9 protein-coding genes and 1 pseudogene are annotated in these 17,020 nt (G+C 63.8%); 2 read left to right on the plus strand and 8 right to left on the minus strand.

All coding sequences use genetic code 11. The features are described 5' to 3' along the window. Positions 1–404: 404 nt before the first annotated feature. A complete protein-coding gene (locus BRAO375_RS34495; RefSeq protein ID WP_009032054.1) occupies positions 405–839 on the minus strand; it encodes a hypothetical protein in 435 nt (144 codons plus the stop codon). Positions 840–1,174: 335 nt separating this feature from the next. Between BRAO375_RS34495 and BRAO375_RS39095 the strand changes: the two are divergent. Together BRAO375_RS39095 and BRAO375_RS34500 are read left to right on the plus strand one after the other, a co-directional pair. Further along, positions 1,175–1,300 (plus strand): annotated as a pseudogene (locus tag BRAO375_RS39095) (double zinc ribbon domain-containing protein); the annotation flags it as partial. A 42-nt stretch (positions 1,301–1,342) separates the two neighbouring features. Beyond that, positions 1,343–4,522 (plus strand): ATP-binding protein, encoded by a 3,180-nt coding sequence (locus BRAO375_RS34500; RefSeq protein WP_244423432.1) that lies wholly within the window; start codon positions 1,343–1,345, stop codon positions 4,520–4,522. On the opposite strand, the gene BRAO375_RS34505 is transcribed toward BRAO375_RS34500, so the two are convergent. The 7 genes from BRAO375_RS34505 to BRAO375_RS34535 form a co-directional block, all read right to left on the minus strand. After that, positions 4,509–5,966, minus strand: a complete 1,458-nt coding sequence (locus BRAO375_RS34505; RefSeq protein WP_175345413.1) for a cytochrome P450 — start codon at positions 5,964–5,966, stop codon at positions 4,509–4,511. The genes BRAO375_RS34500 and BRAO375_RS34505 overlap by 14 nt on opposite strands. Positions 5,967–6,548: 582 nt before the next feature. Beyond that, positions 6,549–6,869, minus strand: a complete 321-nt coding sequence (locus BRAO375_RS34510) for a DUF736 domain-containing protein (protein WP_009032057.1) — start codon at positions 6,867–6,869, stop codon at positions 6,549–6,551. 542 nt (positions 6,870–7,411) lie between these two features. After that, the gene (locus tag BRAO375_RS34515; protein WP_009032058.1) at positions 7,412–7,876 is read right to left on the minus strand and encodes a hypothetical protein; all 465 of its coding nucleotides are present in this window, start codon (positions 7,874–7,876) and stop codon (positions 7,412–7,414) included. A 158-nt stretch (positions 7,877–8,034) separates the two neighbouring features. Beyond that, on the minus strand, positions 8,035–8,970 hold the full coding sequence (locus BRAO375_RS34520) for a DUF2493 domain-containing protein (protein WP_009032059.1): 936 nt from the start codon (positions 8,968–8,970) through the stop codon (positions 8,035–8,037). A gap of 339 nt (positions 8,971–9,309) precedes the next feature. After that, positions 9,310–10,359 (minus strand): DUF7146 domain-containing protein, encoded by a 1,050-nt coding sequence (locus BRAO375_RS34525; RefSeq protein ID WP_009032060.1) that lies wholly within the window; start codon positions 10,357–10,359, stop codon positions 9,310–9,312. Continuing rightward, positions 10,359–14,672 (minus strand): strawberry notch family protein, encoded by a 4,314-nt coding sequence (locus BRAO375_RS34530; protein ID WP_009032061.1) that lies wholly within the window; start codon positions 14,670–14,672, stop codon positions 10,359–10,361. The genes BRAO375_RS34525 and BRAO375_RS34530 overlap by 1 nt, the downstream gene beginning before the upstream one ends. A 199-nt stretch (positions 14,673–14,871) precedes the next feature. Beyond that, positions 14,872–16,998, minus strand: a complete 2,127-nt coding sequence (locus BRAO375_RS34535) for a ParB/RepB/Spo0J family partition protein (RefSeq protein ID WP_009032062.1) — start codon at positions 16,996–16,998, stop codon at positions 14,872–14,874. Positions 16,999–17,020: the final 22 nt, after the last annotated feature.

Consider the following 17,020-nt stretch of genomic DNA (forward strand, 5'->3'; position numbering starts at 1 on the left):
TACCGGCGTCACTATCGGAGACGAGACGATTCGCACAAGGTCTCAGCAGCGGAGCGCCTCTACTTTTCGACTCCGGATACGCATTATCGGAACCCCAGCGGACTGTTTTCGCCGGCGTCGCATATCAGGCGTCATCCTCACGCCGGAGATGAGCCGGAGATTGTAGCTGACCGGATTCGAGAGGAAGCGGCGCGGCGTTAGTTTGGCGCAGCAACAATCGATCTCAGATCTCGACCTCATACCCGCACAGAGTTGAGCGACGTCCTGCAGGGACGCCGCTCCTATGAGCCCTAAATCGATCGCACCAAACCTTCTAGCCTCCAACCGACAGCTCAGAGACATCGAGAAGAGAGCAACCGATCAATTGAAAATTCGATCTATCGAATTACACCGACCAGGCCCACTCAAGACTTGCGCTTTAAGCGCCGCTCGGCGAGCGAAGACGTCGCCGGTGCTGGAAATCCGAAGATCTCGACTTTATACGTTCCACGATCAACGTCGTAAGTCGAAACGACCGCCTTCTCCCCGGCCTTCCAACTGATCGAGAGCGGTACGGGACACTCCTTACCCTCTTCGTCGACATGAGTTAGCGCGGCGATCACATGCCGCTTGATCTCATCCTGCACGGCCTTCGGATAAATCTTCAGGTCGTTCTCCCAGACCTCCTTCTCACTCGCGCTCAATCGATAGAACAGAGCTGTGAGCGCGCCGAATGGATAGTCTCCACCTGACGTCTTGATCTTCTTGAAGTCGGCAAGCGACTTTCGAAGGTTTGCTGCAGAAAATTGCGCGTTGATGTCTGACCTGCCAGGATAATGCCTGACTGTCGTCCTCGTCATCGGTCCCACCTTTGAATCAGAGACAAAATGTCCCAGGATTGACCCTACAATGGGCTCACACACGGTCAATCGACGCATCCGGACTTGCGAGTTTCCCCCCAACAATTTGGCCAACGCGACACCCGTCGGGCGCGCCTGGTTCTTGCGGGCTTCCTCGCAACGTCCAGCGCGCAAGCCACCGCTCGGTACAACAAGGCGCTCCTCGCAATCTCAAATTGTCACGAATTTACTTGTGGCGCAAAGATATTAGCGGCCGAACATTGAATATCCGCCTTGATGCCGCAGCCAAGGCAGAGCTATAAGTTCGAAGAAAGCACGATCTTTCAGGACTCTCAATGAACTGCCCCGCGTGCGGCTCCGACGCCCCACCCGATAGCTCACACTGCAAGAGTTGCGGCGCATCGGTGCGAAGGGCTTGTGATCAATGCGGGGCTGAAGCCCCGCTGTCGGACAGGTTTTGCGGCAAATGCGGGAGCCTTTTGGCTCCAGAGCCACCGAAAACGGTGCTGGCGCAGGACTGGGATCATATGACAGCCCCAGTTCGCCTTCCCGCAAATCTGGCCAGACGCATCCTGGACACTCGCACCCTTATCGAGGGCGAGAAAAAGCAGATCACCGTGCTTTTCGCCGACATCAGGGGCTCGACAGCCCTGATCGACGGCCTTGACCCGGAGGACGCCGATCAATTCCTCCGGCGTCCGATCGAGGCGATGGTTCGCGCCGTCCACCGCTATGGCGGCACGATCAATCGGATCCAGGGGGACGGAATCATGGCGCTGTTCGGCGCTCCACTGGCGCATGAGGACAGCCCTGTCCGCGCAGCGTATGCGGCCCTGGACATGCAAAAGGACGTCCGCGAGATTTGCGGCTCGCAGATCCTGCTCCGGGTCGGGCTGCACACCGGCGACGTCCTGGTTCGCGCGATCCACAACGATCTGTCGGTCAACTATGACGCGATCGGCCCGACGGTGCACTTGGCGGCGCGCATGGAGCAGATGGCTTCACCGGGCACGATCTATTGCACGGACGATATCATGCGCCTGGCGTCAGGGTTCATTGATGCGCGTCCACTTGGACTCCTGCCCGTGAAAGGCGTTCATCAACCCGTCCAGGTCCATCAGATTGCGGGCCGCACGGGAGCGCGGACGCGATGGGACGTCTCAGCGGCGCGACAGCTTTCGCCTTTCGTCGGGCGAAGGCTCGAACTGGCCGAGCTGCAACGGGCCTTCGAAAGGGCCCAGGCAGGTGGGGGTCAGGCGATTGCGGTGCGCGGCCAGCCCGGCAGCGGCAAATCGCGTCTCGTGCACGAGTTCATGGCCGGCGCCGAGCCCTCGGATTGGACGGTGCTGAAGATCGCCGCGGTCGAATTCCAGCGCGGCACGCCATTCCTGGCCATCGGCAATATGCTGCGCGCATGGTGCGAGATTGCAGAGGATGCCTCGCCTGCCGACGCCGAGCAGCGTCTGCGCGTCCGCCTCGCCTCCCTGCCCAGCGGCGCCTCCGTGTCGCTTCCGGCGCTCCGAGCGCTGCTGAACCTGCCCGCCCCTGACGGCGACTGGTCCGCGCTCGATCCGGCGGTGCGCCGAAGCAAAATGATCGAAAGCGTCAATCAGCTGCTGCTTTGCCTCGCAGAGACAAACGGACTCCTGTTGTGGGTCGACGATTTGCAGTGGGCCGACGCCGAAAGCAGGAACGTTCTCGACAGCCTGATCGATCGTATCGGCGCGAGCCGCGTCCTGCTGATCATGACGTTCCGCCCGGAGCACGAACACAAATGGAGCGGCAGTCCCAAGCTTCCCGAGGTCACGCTCGACCGCCTGGCCCCGGCTGCCGCGGAGAAGCTGTTCGAAGCCCTCGTCGGCGACGGCAAGGCCGCGTTGCGAACCCTCGTGGTCGAGCGGACCGACGGCATTCCGCTGTTCCTGGAGGAGGCCGTCCGGGCCCTGCTGGACAATGGCAGCCTGCAGCTCGGCGCACAGGGGTATGAGCTGACGCGCGACGTCCGCGAGATCCAGATTCCGCGCTCGGTGCAATCGGTCATAGCGACACGCATCGACCACCTGCCCCCAGAACGCAAGGCGCTCCTGCAGGTCGCTGCGGTGATAGGATCGGAGATCAACATTCCGCTACTGACCAGCGTGATGGGGGCGAACGAGAATGAGCTCAATGAGACGTTGCTGGACTTGAAGATCGGGCAGTTTCTCAGTGAGACGCCGAACACTAGATCGCTGATTTTCAAGCACGCGCTCATTCACGACGTTGCGTATCACAGCATGGTGGGCGCGCGGCGCCGGTCCCTGCACGCCGACGTGCTTCGTGCGCTCAAGGCCCTGGATCGGGACGAGGTCCACATGGCGAGCCTTGCCCATCACGCGCTGCATGCGTTGCGGTGGGAAGACGCGCTCGGCTATCTTTGCCGCGCGGGCGACAAGGCGATGGACCTGTCGGCCTATCGCGATGCGCGAGCTTTCTTCGATTCAGCGCTCCAGGCGCTGACTCATCTTCCGCAGGACCGCGATCATATCTGCAAGGGCATTGATATTCGCCTCAAACTGCGCCAGGTGTTCGGAGCGACCGGCGATTACGAGACCCTCGATCAATACCTGACCGAGGCGGAATTGTCCGCCATCGCAATCAACGATCGCGGCCGGCTGGCATCCATCAACGTCGCGCGATCCTTCGTTTACAACTTCCGTGGCGAACTCGACGCGACCATTCAGTGTGGCCTGCGAGCCTGCAGCATCGCTCGCGAGATCGGCGATCCCGCCATCGCACTCAGCGCGAGCTTCTTCCTCGGCCAAGCCTATATGTGGCGCGGGCAATTCCGGGAGGCGGTGGCGCTGCTCGCGGACAACCTGAGCTGGATAGACGGCCCGCTACGGCACCAGCGCAGCGGCACGACCGGGACCGGATCCGTGCTCTGGCTCGGAATGCTCGGAGCTTCGCAGGCGCGGCTGGGAAACTTTCCGGCCGGGATCGCGGCGACGGAGAAGGCGTGCCTGATCGCCGACGAGGTCCAGCGGCCGGCCGATCTGGTCCTGGCCTACTGGTGGGCGGGCTTCGTTCGGTCGCACCAGGGCGACATTGGCCCGGCGCTCGAACACCTCGAACGAAGTCTAGAGATCTGCAAGGCCAGTCAGATCGACTATCTCGTTCCCGTGGTCTTGACCTCGTTGGGCTACGCTTATGCACTTGCCGGACGAGGGGCGGAAGGCATCGCCCTGCTCGCAAGGGCCGAGATGTACACGCGTAGCGCCAAGTTCGCGTATGGCGAGGCATGGTCGAGCGTCTATCTCGGCTTTGCCAGATTGATGCATGGGACCAATGCGGATATCCGCGCGGAGGCCGAGAACGTCCTCGAGCTGACGCGCAAGCACAAGTATCGGGCGATCGAGGCGGATGCGCTCCGCCTTCTTGCGCAAGTCCACCAGAGTTCCAGCTCGCCGTCCGACCTGGAGCTGGCCAGCAGCTACTACAACCAGGCGAGCGAGATCTGCGACGAGCTGGGGCTCGAACCGGAGCACGCGCGCTGTGAAATCGGACTGGGTCAGCTGCGACTGCTATCCGACGAGCGCGCGGAGGCCGAGGCCCTGTTCGACTCGGCGGAGCGGCGCTGCCGCGGGATGGGCATGCGGCTGCCCGATTGCTCGCTTGAGCGGTTTGCCGGCCTCAACCGAACTTGAAGCGGATCGGCAGGCTCTTCGGTCCACCGATGAACAGCGATGCTGACCGTTGCGGCCGTCCGGTGATCTCGACGCTAACAAGCCGCGCCAGCAGTTCCTCGAAGAAAATCCGCATCTCGATGCGAGCGAGGTGCTGTCCCAGGCAGGCATGAATCCCCTGTCCGAAAACGATGCTGCGAGAGCCGTCACGATCGATCCGAAAGCTGTCCGGCTCCTCGAAGGCGCTCTCGTCGCGATTGGCGGACAGGTAAGACAACATCAGCCAGTCCCCCTTCTTGATCAGGTTTCCATGCAAAGTCACGTCATCGGCCGCTGTCCGCATGACGTGCTGAACGGGAGAGGTCCATCGGATCGCCTCCTCGACAAGGCGAGGCACTTGTCTCGGGTCGTCCTTGACCTTCTGCAGCTCGCCGATGTTGCTACACAATCCCCATAGCCCGCCGGAGATCGATGACGATGTGGTGTCGTGCCCCGCGGTGGCGAGGATGACGTAATAGCTTACGGCCTCGAAGTAGTCGATCGGCTTGCCGTCGACCCTGGCATTTGCGATCACACTGATGAGATCATTCGCTGGAGCACGACGGCGCTTCTCTAGCAGCGGCACGAAATAGTCACGAAACTCACCTAGGAGACGATGAAGCTCGCGGGCATGTCGGGCCGGATCTCCTGCGGATGAGCCGCCATATCCGAGATCGGCATCCTCGCTGGCGAACAACTGCTGCGTGAGCTTGAGCATGCTAGCCTCGTCTTCCGCCGGAACGCCGAGAATGCGCATCAAGACACGAAGCGGGTAGTGCACGGCGACGTCCCGGACGAAGTCGCAGGTTGATCCGTGGTCCACCATGCGATCGATGGCAGCGACCGCCATGGTGCGGATCTGGTCTTCGAGCGACGACATGTTCGCCGGGGCAAACCACAGCTGGGTCAGCTGCCTGTACTTCGCATGATCGGGCTCATCCATGTGCACGAGCGTGCGGATCGGATTGGGGCTGCCGTTGGACTGCCGCCTTGCGGCTTGGTCGGACGCGCGCGGCACCAAGGTGTGCGACCGGTCTCCATTGCGAAAACGGTTATGCCTCTGGCTGATTTGAAGCACGTCTGCATGACGCGTGACGATCCAGAAAGGATCGAAACCATCCACCTCAACACGTCCGACCGGATGATCCGTCCGCAGCCAGCGCAGGCCTGAAAGCAGCGTCTTTTGCCGCGCGTATGCTCTCGGTGAAGCGATCAACCTTCCCAAACGACGAGGCACGCCCCAGGCATCGTCCATTGGCTTCATCTTGGAATTGCCGATAGCAATCGGGCTGATGCCGGACCCAGATGCCGCCATCGAAACCCGCCGCTCATCAGACGAGGCGGCCCCGCTCGCCTGGCATCCATCCGGACGACGCCCTTCGTGCTTCTGACGATCGATTTCACGAATGACAGCCTTTTCGTACAACTCAGGCAATCGACCCATAGCTAATCGACCCATAGCCGAGCACAGCAGGGCGCAATGTCGGCGCGATTGAAGCCAATCCGCTACAAAGATTCAAACAGGCAGATCGGATTATCACTATCCCTATTTCCATTCGAAGACCCGGCGGTCAATGCAAAATTACCATATGTCCACAGAGCCCGGCGGCTTGGAAGAACAATCAAAAACTGAGACGCAAGCAGCCGGCACCAAATCGCGCTTCGATGAGTTTCTGACTGAGCAAGTTGGAAGAGGCCGACAACGTAGGTCATGGGGACACTTCATTTCAGCAATCAGCAAGCATCCTGCGCTTCGTGGAGCAACCTCCGCAGACTGTCTGGCCGCAAATCCCGGCTCTATTTTACGACGACGCGAGCCGGCATCTGACTGCATACGCTCCGCGATCGATACGTTTGTGCGTGCAATCCGAGACAACCTAAGACCAGAAACCGATAGCTTGGCAGTGGCCAAAGATCGAATCTGTGACAGGCGTAGCTCAACCGAGTGTCGGGCCGCCGAGGCCTTAGATCGTGCCCCGCGAGATCTGGGCGGGGCACGATCACGACCTCACTCCGCCGCCTTGCGCGGGCGCGACCACAGGAGCGTGTAGCCCTCGCCGCCCTCGTCGTCGAACAGGTTCGCGTAGATCGGCGCGTTGAAAGAGGGATCGTCGAGCTTGAGCGAGAGATAGTCGCGTCCCTCCTCGGAGCGGCGGGCCCAGGCGGCGCCGATCTCGACCCGTCCGGCGTAGACCCGATGGCTGGGCGCGTTCTCGCTGGAGCGGTTGGCTTCGGGGACGATGCGTACGCCCTTGGCTTTGAGGCTCAGGGTGATGATCTCGCCCTGGAAATCGTCGCCGACCTTCTTGAAGGAACCGATGGAAGCCATGTTGTCTCTCCTTGGCTGGTTCGGGCCGCGACCACCGCGGCCTCGATGGCGCATCTCGGGCGAATGGCGAGCGACGGCGCACCCGAAGGGTTGAAGCGACAGCGGAGGACGACGCCGGCCAACTTTCTTGTCCCGCGAGGAATGGGCTTCAGCCCAGGGGAAGAAAGTTGGCCGGCGGCGTTGCGCTCAGGCGATCGAGGCGTAGCCGTTCTTCGGCCAGATCAAGCCATCACGAGGCAAGGTGCGTTGCTGCCCCGATCGGCTCACAGGAGAGACATGGTGAACTGAGGCTGCGCAAGAGGACGGCAGCACCAGGCGTAAGATCAGAAATCGCCGGAAAGAAAAGAGCGTCTGGATCGCACTCAATGCCTTGCTAACGCGCCGCTTCAGCCGTCCAACCTATCGAGCTGGGTCGAGATCCTCGCCAAAGTGGCCGCAAGCTGCGCGGTCAAGCGCTCTTCAGCTCAAGACGCGCTCATCATGCATACCTGCCATCATCGACGCCCACTCGAGAACCGGGCGGCTTGGCGTCCCCACAGAGTTCATAGCCGCAAGGAACGAAGAGGCTGGTCGTGATCCCGCTCGGAGCGAGACGGGCGACGCAGTTCGTGACCAAGCAACTGGCGCAAGGCGACACAACACACCAGCAGCGCTCCTGACCATCCGATGATCTCGCGCCAGAGAGGTAATGGGCCGACGAGCAGAGCCAGCCCCAGCGCCGCGTGACGCCCAGCGATCGCAGCGGGAATGAGAAAGGCAGCCGCAACGACGCCGCGCACCAGAACAGATCCCGATACGGCGAACAGAACCCGACCACAGACCAGAGTGAACACTCCCGAGATGAACCCGGCGAGACATGCCGAGCCGACACCGCCTCCGGCATTCACGAGCGCGATGCCGATGCTGACGGCAACGAAGAATGGCAGCGCGTGCACGGCCAGCGCAAACAGCGCTCGGCACATCAGGCCAAGGCTGATCAGTCCTAGAATAAGGGCAATGGCGAGCATGGTGGCGGCCTCCGCACATGACTTTGACGGATGCGCCTTCCACCAACCACCGCGGCGCGATCCAAACGGCTTAAATCTCGATTTGGACAAAGTTGCGGAGAGTCGCGCCGACTTCCGCGTCTCCGCTCGCCTTCCATAATGGTTGGCGTCGGCGGCGCTCACGCGCCGCCCTGCCCAAAGGTCCAAACGGGAATACCGAGGCGACGAGCCTTGTCGGCGAGGTTGCCTTGGATGCCCGAACCGGGGAAGACCATGACGCCGATCGGCAGCGTCTCCAACATGGCGTCGTTGCGCTTGAAGGGTGCGGCCTTGTTGTGCCTGGTCCAATCGGGCTTGAACGCAATCTGCGGTACCTTGCGGTTCGCGGCCCATTTGGAGGCGATCAGTTCGGCACCTTTCGGCGAGCCGCCGTGCAGGAGGACCATGTCCGGATGCTTGGCGTAGACCTTGTCGAGCCGGTCCCAGATGAGTGCGACATCGTTGAAGTCAGGTCCGCCGGTGATTGCGATCTTCGGACCCTTTGGCAGCATGACCTCGGTTTCGGCGCGGCGCTTGGCCGCGAGGAAGTCGCGGGAGTCGATCATGGCCGCTGTCAGCGTGCGATGGTTGACCTGCGATCCCGACCGAGGGCGCCAAGGTGATCGCGTGTGGAGCTCGAAGGCCTCTGTGGCTAGGTCGCGGAACAGCTCCATGGCGTTGCGGCGCTCGACCAGTGACAGCCCTTCCGACGTCAGGCGCTCGAGCTCGACGGAGCGGACCTCCGAGCCGTTCTGCTCCCGCTGGCTCGCGCGCTGCGCCTGCTCGTTGTCGTCGAGCTCGCGCTCGATGCGCATCGTCGCGCGGTGGAACAGGTTGACCGTCGACCACAGGAGATCCTTCAGCTCGGGCTCGAGGCGGGTGTCAGAGAGCGTCGCGACCAGGGCGTCGAAGATGTCGGCGACGGCGCCTGCGATAATCCTGCCTTCGGGTAAAGGCCGCGGATCAGGCTCGTCGTCGAAGGGACGGTAGCCATGCAGCTGGAGTTCGGTCAGGGCGTCGTCGGTCGTCGATTGGATGTCGTGCGGCTCGTGCATCTCGTCGTGCGGGTCGGACATGGGGACCTCGTCTGTGATCGTCAGAGCCGCGCCCATCGCGGCCTTCCATAGCGATCTCCAAGACGGCGGGCGGCCCGGACCAGAACCCGCTGCACCTCAGCAGCGGGCCGGAGCGACAGCGGAGGATGGCGGTGCGCAGCTATTTTGCTTCGCGATGCAAAGGCCCGCTTGCGGGCCGGCGGAAAATAGCTGCGCACCGTCATTGCCGGACCGGACCGACTGACGTCCGATCGCCTCTGAAGAAGGCCCTCGGCGCGGCCCTCTCGGGCATAGACGAGATTCCCCTTGCACCCGCACGCGTCGCTGATGCCGAACGGCACCCAAGCAAAGGCTGGGCGTCTAGGCCGCACCCACGCCCATGAACCGCGCGGCGTCTTCGGGCAGCAACTGAGGCCGCAGCAATTCCCGAAGCTGGGTTTTCCCGAACGCGCGGAGATCTTCATTGAAATCTTCCAGGCGCGGACAAAGTTCGACCGCCTCAATGCCGGAGTCCAGCGCACGTGTCGTCAAAGCCTTCGCCGCACTGGAACCTGCGGCATCTGCGTCGGCAGCGACATAGAGCCGGCGCAGTGTGGCTGGCCACAGCAGCGTCGCGAGATGATTGGCCGAGAGTGCGGCGGCAACCGGCAAGGTGGGCAGCACCGTGCGCAACGACAGCATGGTCTCGATGCCTTCCCCGGCCGCCAGCACATCGTCAGCGACGCCGAAGCGAACGGCATTTCTGAGCAGGTCGCCCATCGCTCGTCGCGGCGTGTCGATCGGGGCTTTGCCAAGTCTGCGATCGTCGAAGCCGTCGGGATCGAGCCAGGTTCGATGGACGCCCGTGATACGGCCCTTGAGGTCGGTCACAGCGGCGATCAGCGCCGGCCAAGTCTCCACAATGTCTGTGCCTTCCGGACGATAGAAGCAGCGCGGGTGGAAGCGCAGAGCATCGGCGCTGATCGGTGCGTCGATGTTGCGGTTGGCAAGATAGGTCTCTCCGAGCGTTCCAGGCAGCGGCTGCGCCATCGCAAACAGGCGCCTGGAAGCTTTGATCGCGTCGCGCGGGCGGATGGCCTTGGCCTCGACCGGCGGCTCGCGCTGCCACCGCGGCAGCTTCAAGAAGCGCCGCGCCTCCTCGGCAATCTCGCGAAAGCTCCGCAAGCCACACGTTGTCCCGATGATGTCGAGCAGATCGCCATGCTCGCCGGTCGCGGCATCCACCCATTTGCCAGCAGCTCCCTTCGATGAGGCGTGCAGCCGCACGAACAGCGAGCGTCCGGGCGTGTTGTGGACGTCGCCGACCAGCCAATAGCGACCCTCGCGCCGGCCGTTGCAGAGATAGTGACGGCACACCGCCTCGGCCTCACGCGCAAGCCGGCCTGCCAGTTCGGATGCAACGCCCGACATCACGTTCGCTCCCGACCGCGGACTCCTGCAATAGGAAACCGCTCCAGCACCTTGGCCAAGACCGCAGCACCGCTCGGATCGGTCGGCACGAACATCCTGAGCTTCCAGGAGATGATCTCAGCGAACAGACCGTAGGCTCTCAGACAGTCCCTGTGACCTTCAGCAAAGCCCGACAGCTCCATGCGATGCATGCCCATGACACGGACGCGCCGGAGCTGCAGACCTTCGGCGAGATCGAGCGCATAGCCGTCGCGGAGCAGCGCTGCGAACGCGTCCTCGGGCGCGAGCGCTGGGGCATCCGCCGACATGGCCGAGACCCAGCTGAGCGGGACCTTGCGACCGATGATGCGCTCGCCCGCGTCGGTCTGAAGCCGGTAGACCCGCGTGAACTCCTGGGGCAGGCGCTTCCAGATCGGTAGCAGCAGGCCCGTGACGAGGTAGATCGTACTCGTCGTGAACTCCGGGATCGATGCGAGCTGCGCGGTCCAGGCCTCCTTGAACTGCTCATGATCCGCTTCCGCCCAATCGCGCTCGGCCAGCTTTGCGATCGGCAGAGTCTGGCGTCCCATCGGTCCCAAGAGATGGACGCGTCGCTCGATCTCTCCGTCCTCGAGTAGAGCGCTCAGCGCCGGCAGTTGGATCGCTGCACGTCGCGATCGGACGTTAAGCAGCGGAACGGCACGGCGCTGCAGGAGCCGCTCCAAGGCCTCGTCCAGCGGCATCGGCCGGTTGCGGTCACGCTGGGTGATGGTGACGAGATGCGTCTCTGCGGCCGTGGCCGGATGGCTGTAGATCGTCCTCCGCCCGGTGACGACGAAGCTCTCGGCGCGCAGCGTCTCCAAGCCGACGTCCAAGGTCCCAGAGGCGATCGCCCCCTCGATGCGTGCCGCAAGCAACTGCTCAAACACCGTGAACAGAATGTTCTGCAGCTCGATCGTCAGCGCCAGCAGTCGGTTCAGGAACGTCGTGATGGGCGGCAGCTCGTCACGCAGACCATTCTCGTCGGTCAGCTTCAATCCCGTCGCCTGCTCGAACCGCTCCAGCGAGCAGCTCCCGACTTGGCCGCGGACCAGAAGCCCATAGAGCTGGTGCAAGGCATCGCGGGCGTGCGGACCTTCGAGGTTGTCCTCCGGGCGGAACAGCCCCTGCCCGCCGGTCTGACGCTGGCCGCGGGTAATGGCCCCTAACGTGTCGAGCCGGCGCGCGATCGTGGACAGGAAGCGCTTCTCCGCCTTCACGTCCGTCGCGATCGGACGAAACAATGGCGGCTGCGCCTGGTTGGTGCGGTTCGTCCGTCCGAGCCCTTGGATCGCAGCGTCTGCCTTCCAACCCGGCTCCAGGAGATAGTGGACGCGCTGCCGCGTGTTCTTCGCCGACAGCTCGGCGTGATAGCTGCGACCAGTTCCTCCGGCATCGGAGAACACGAGAACGCGCTTCTGGTCATCCATGAAGGCAGCCGCCTCCGCCAGATTCGCCGAGCCGGCCCTGGTCTCGACCGCAAGCCGATCACGGATACGAACGATGCGCCTGGAACGGCCGGTGACCTCGGCGACCACGTCGGTGCCAAAGCGCTGGACGATCTGGTCGAGCGCGCCGGGCACCGGTGCAAGCGAGGCGAGGCGTTCGATCATCTCCGTCCGCCGCGCCACTGCCTCACGACACTCGACCGGCTGGCCGTCGCGCGTGACTGGTCGCGAGGACAGGTTACCCTCGCCGTCGGTGAACGGCTCGTAGAGCTGGACCGGGAAGGAACGGGCGAGATAGTCGAGGACGTATTCGCGAGGCGTGATGTCGACCTGGACATCTCCCCACTCCTCCGTTGGGATTTCGGCGAGCCGGCGCTCCATCAAGGCCTCGCCCGTCGAGACGATCTGGATGACAGCGGCATGGCCAGCGTCGAGATCCCGCTTGATCGCGTTGATCAGGGTCGGCGTCTTCATCGAGGTCAGGAGATGCCCGAAGAAGCGCTGCTTGGCGGATTCGAAGGCTGAGCGCGCCGCCGACTTGGCCTGAGCGTTCAGCGTCCCGGCTGCCGCGGTGATGTTGGCCGCGCGCATCGCGGCCTCGAGATTGTTGTGAATGACCGCAAACGCCTCGGCATAGGCGTCGTAGATCCGGACCTGTTCATCCGTGAGCCGATGCTCCAGCAGCTCATATTCGACGCCCTCGAAGGACAGCGACCGCGCTGCATAGAGACCGAGCGCCTTGAGATCCCTGGCCATCACCTCCATCGCCGCGACACCGCCCTCCTCGATGGCCGTCACGAAATCCGCACGCGTCGGAAACGGGAAGTCGGCACCGCCCCACAATCCGAGCCGCTGCGCATAAGCCAGATTATGGACGGTCGTCGCGCCTGTCGCCGAGACGTAGACGACGCGTGCATTGGGAAGCGCGTGCTGCAGCCTCAAGCCGGCGCGGCCCTGCTGTGAAGCGGCCTGCTCGCCCCGATCGCCCTTGTTGCCTGCGGCGTTCTGCATCGCATGGCTCTCGTCGAAAATGATCACGCCGTCGAAGTCGCGACCTACCCAGTCGACGATCTGGCGGACCCGGGAAAGCTTCTCGGCCTTCTCGTCGGTCCGTAGCGTGGCGTAGGTCGTAAAAAGGATGCCTTCGCTGAGCCGGATCGGCGTGCCCTGGCGGAAGCGCGACAGCGGCGTCACCAGGAGCCGCTCCATGCCGAGCGCGGCCCAATCGCGCTGGGCGTCCTCGATCAGCTTGTCGGACTTGCTGACCCAGATCGCGCGGCGCCGGCCCTTCAGCCAATTGTCCAGCAGAATGCCTGCGACCTGGCGGCCCTTGCCGGCGCCAGTCCCATCGCCGAGGAACCAGCCGCGCCGGAAGCGCACCGCTCCCTCGACCTCGTCGGCGGCCGCGCGGATCTGGTCGAAGGTCTCATCGACGATCCACGAGCCCGCAAGGAAGCCACCATGCGCCTCACCGGCATAGATGAGGCTCTCGAGCTGCGCATCGGAAAGAATGCCGTTGGAGACGACCTGGGGCAGCACATGCGGCCGATAGGTCGGCTTGGGCGGCAAGACCGAAGCCATCGCCGCTGATTGCACCAGCTTGGTCGGATGGGGTTTCGCACCCGGGATCCGGATCGACTGCAGCCGATACGCCTCATAAAGTGCCTCAGTCAGGCGAGGTCCCTCCTCGGGCACATGATCCACGAGTTCATAGGCGAGCTCGCAGCCGGCCGGCTCGCGGGCCGGCGCCGAAGAAGGTTCGCAGGCAGTAGGCAGGACGCGTCCTGCTCTCGCACGGAGACCAACAGGCTCGCCCGCCTGCGGGACAATGCGCCCCGCCATCGGCAACCGTGGCGGCGCGAGCGCCGTGATCCAGTCGAGCAAGGTCTGGACATCAGGTGCCATTCCCGCCGACTGCGGAAGCACGCGAGGATCAGGCGCCGGCTGCTTGTCGATCACGAGCAAGCGCGTGGCAGTCGTGGTGCCTTGTCGTGCGTAGACAGAGCCGTCGATCGCGGCGGACAACACGACACGACCTCGCTCCTGCAGGCGCACGAAGGCGTCCGTCCAGGTCGGATTATCCGGGGCAAAACCGGCGGCGGTAATCGCGACCAGGCGCCCGCTCTCTCCAAGCCGTGCCAGTGCCGACGAAACATGACGCAACGTCGTATCCGCCTGAAAACAGTCCACGTTCACTGTTGCCGAGAACGGCGGGTTCATCAGGACCACGCTCGGGACGCACGCCCTATCGAGATAGTCATCGATCTGCGCGGCGTCAAAGCGCGTCACGGTCAACCCCGCGAATACCAGATCGAGCAACGCGGCGCGGCTTGCTGCGAGCTCGTTGAGCAGAAGCGATCCGCCGGCGAGCTCCGCGAAGATAGCGAGGCTCCCCGTCCCCGCAGACGGCTCCAGCACCCGATCGACCGAGGTCACTTGCGCCGCCGTGGCGGCGGCGAGCGCCAAAGGCAGCGGGGTCGAGAACTGCTGAAGGGACTGGCTCTCCATCGAGCGCCTGGTATGGCTCGGCAGAAGCGCTGCTATCTTGCTGACCATCGGCAGCATGGCCGAGGGGCTGCCATTGCTGGCCTTGATGATCGCTGGACCGTACTTCGCCAAGAACAGAACGGCGGCGATCTCACAAGCCTCGTATGCCGTCTTCCAGTCCCAGCTGCCCTCGGCGTCACTGGCACCGAAGGCGGTCTGCATAGCGTGGCGCAGGCACCTTGCATCGATGCGCTCGCCGCGGGCAAGGTTCTGGAGCAGCAGCTCGGCCGCACGATGGATGGCCTTGGCGCGTGCAATGAGTGCGAAGGGAGCCGTCTGGCAGCTCGTTTCGGTGACCATGGCGAAAAACCTCAAGGGAGAGCGAGGATGCGGAACGGCCGCCGAACGCTCTCTCTTGTCGGCGACCTCACCCGCGCTGAACCGCCTCTCTCACTCTCGCCTCTCCTCAGTTCACCGATGACCTGCATGACAAAGCCCGGCCCACCTGGCCGGGCTTCCATCATCGATATCTCCACACTCGGGCCCTCCCAACCGGGGGTCACTCCGCAGCGATGATCTCCTCGACTTCGTCAGCGCCCTCGGTCGCCTCCTCGTCCTCGCTGAGGAAAGCCGGGAGACTGTCGCCACCTCCGCCTTCAGCTGCCGGGGTGACGTCGGTCTCCGCTCCTCGCAGCGACTCCGGCAACCAGCCGCTGCCATCGAGCAGCCGCTCAGCTTCGCGGGCCATGTCCGGCTTCTTGAGATGCTCGATGAGCTGGGCCGAGGCCGCACCCTTGGCCTCGCGCACGGTTTGCAGGATGCGATGCTTGGTCACACGGCCGAGATAGTTGTCCACGGTGGGTTTCCAGCCGGCACTGATCATGTCGAGCCCGACGGCGCGCGACAGCCGGTCCGCCTGTTCGAGGCGACTACGGATGCCGTGCGCGGACAGGCGCCCTTGATGCACCCGGCTGGCCGGCTCGGAGATCGCGTTCACGGCCTGAGCCGCGCAATGAGCAAAGAGTTCGGCCTGCGCCGTCCCATCCATCGCCGTCAGTGCCTCCCAGAGGTCCTTGTCGCTCGCCGGCAGCTTTGCCTTCCAGGCCGAGTGACAGGCGGCAATCGCCTTTGCCGGGATGCTGTCCTGCAGACCCGGAGGCTGCTCTGGAAAGCTCGGGCTGCGCAGCGAGATCTCCAGGCAGTTGAACGCGGAGCCGAACGGATAGAACGTCGCCAGCACAAAGCTGTGTAGCACCGCCTGGAAGGCGACCTGTGGCTGCTGACCGAGCGCATCGCGCAAAGCGAGCGTGCGATAGGCCGAAAGCTCGCTGATCAGCCGCTCCGGCAAGGGTCGTTCGACGTCCTCCCCCTCCTCATTGGGCTCTTCCGTTTGGCTGCCGCCGATCACGATCTTCGGAGCCGTTGCCCGGACCTCCGCGTCCGGAATGCCGGTCCGGCCATCAGCGTCCGTCCCAGCTTCGGCATCCGGCTGCTCACTCGTCGCGACTGGCTCATCCTCCGGGCGGACGAAGCCGCGGGCGACCCGAAGCCGGCCCTCGGAGTCGACGCTGACGAACGCGCCGGCGCGCGCCATCTCTGCGGCATCGAAGATCATGGGCCGTTCTTCGAAGGATTGCAGCGCCTGCTCGATCTGACCGATGCGTCGATCGACCTCCTCGGGCAGCTCATCGGCCTGACTGTAGTCGGCTTCGAGCTTAGCCTGTTCCGCCCTCAGCGCTTCGATTGCCGCCTGCTCGCCGGCGGTGAGTTCGGCCGGCTCTCCCTGAATCTCGCGCAAACCATGGGTATGCCCGAAGGGGAAGTCGACGGCGGCCGCGATCCACTTCCAGCCCTCGGCGCCGATCCGCTCGGCCTCGGTCTGCAGCTTGTCCGCCACGAGGCGATCGAGCAGCGCGACATCCTGCAGCCAGCCGCCGTCATCGGCCTCGAAGAGATCCCGCAGCACCACTCCACCTGCGGCCTCATAGGAGGCGAGCCCGACGAATAGGCCCCTGCGATCGAAAGCCCGAACCGTCTGCTCCGTGAGCTGGCGGCGGATCTGGTAAGGCGCGTCACAGCCGGAACGGCTGACACTGTCCCAGACCTCCTGCTGACGCGCATGATCGATCACGACCGTGAAGGCCATCAGTTGCTCGAGCGTCATGCCGTCGGCAGCGTAGACGTCGAGCAGCGCCGGCGAGACAGCGGCCAGCCGCAAGCGCTGCTTGACGACCGCGACCGCCACGAAATGCCGCGCCGCGATCTCCTCCTCGCTCATGCCGCTGTCACGCAACGCCTGGAACGCCCGGTATTGATCGAGGGGGTGCAGACCGATGCGCTGGTCGTTTTCGGCGAACGAGTCATCCAGGGCCGATCCGGAATCGCGGACCACGCAAGGCACGGCTTGCGTCTTGGCCATCCGCTTCTGCTTCACCAGGAGCTCCAGCGCCCGGTAGCGCCTGCCACCCGCGGGCACCTCGAACATTCCGGTCTCCTTGCCGTCGTCATCGAGCACGGCGCGGACGTTCAAGCTCTGCAGCAGCGTCCTCTCTACAATGCTTTCCGCGAGCTGTTCGATGGAAACGCCGCCCTTGATCCGGCGGACGTTGGACTGGCTCAGGACGAGCTTGTTGAAGGGAATGTCGCGCGACGGCGACAGCGTGATCTTCTGGGTAGCCTTGGTCATCGGTCGTTCTCCACGACGGGCG

This window comes from Bradyrhizobium sp. ORS 375, from assembly GCF_000239775.1.
Lineage (GTDB): Bacteria > Pseudomonadota > Alphaproteobacteria > Rhizobiales > Xanthobacteraceae > Bradyrhizobium.

Bases quoted from the DNA above. Each gene is read 5' to 3' on its own strand.
- BRAO375_RS34495 (WP_009032054.1), bottom strand. From the start codon at position 839: ATGACGAGGACGACAGTCAGGCATTATCCTGGCAGGTCAGACATCAAC.
- BRAO375_RS34510 (WP_009032057.1), bottom strand. From the start codon at position 6,869: ATGGCTTCCATCGGTTCCTTCAAGAAGGTCGGCGACGATTTCCAGGGC.
- BRAO375_RS34515 (WP_009032058.1), bottom strand. From the start codon at position 7,876: ATGCTCGCCATTGCCCTTATTCTAGGACTGATCAGCCTTGGCCTGATG.
- BRAO375_RS34520 (WP_009032059.1), bottom strand. From the start codon at position 8,970: ATGTCCGACCCGCACGACGAGATGCACGAGCCGCACGACATCCAATCG.
- BRAO375_RS34525 (WP_009032060.1), bottom strand. From the start codon at position 10,359: ATGTCGGGCGTTGCATCCGAACTGGCAGGCCGGCTTGCGCGTGAGGCC.
- BRAO375_RS34530 (WP_009032061.1), bottom strand. From the start codon at position 14,672: ATGGTCACCGAAACGAGCTGCCAGACGGCTCCCTTCGCACTCATTGCA.
- BRAO375_RS34535 (WP_009032062.1), bottom strand. From the start codon at position 16,998: ATGACCAAGGCTACCCAGAAGATCACGCTGTCGCCGTCGCGCGACATT.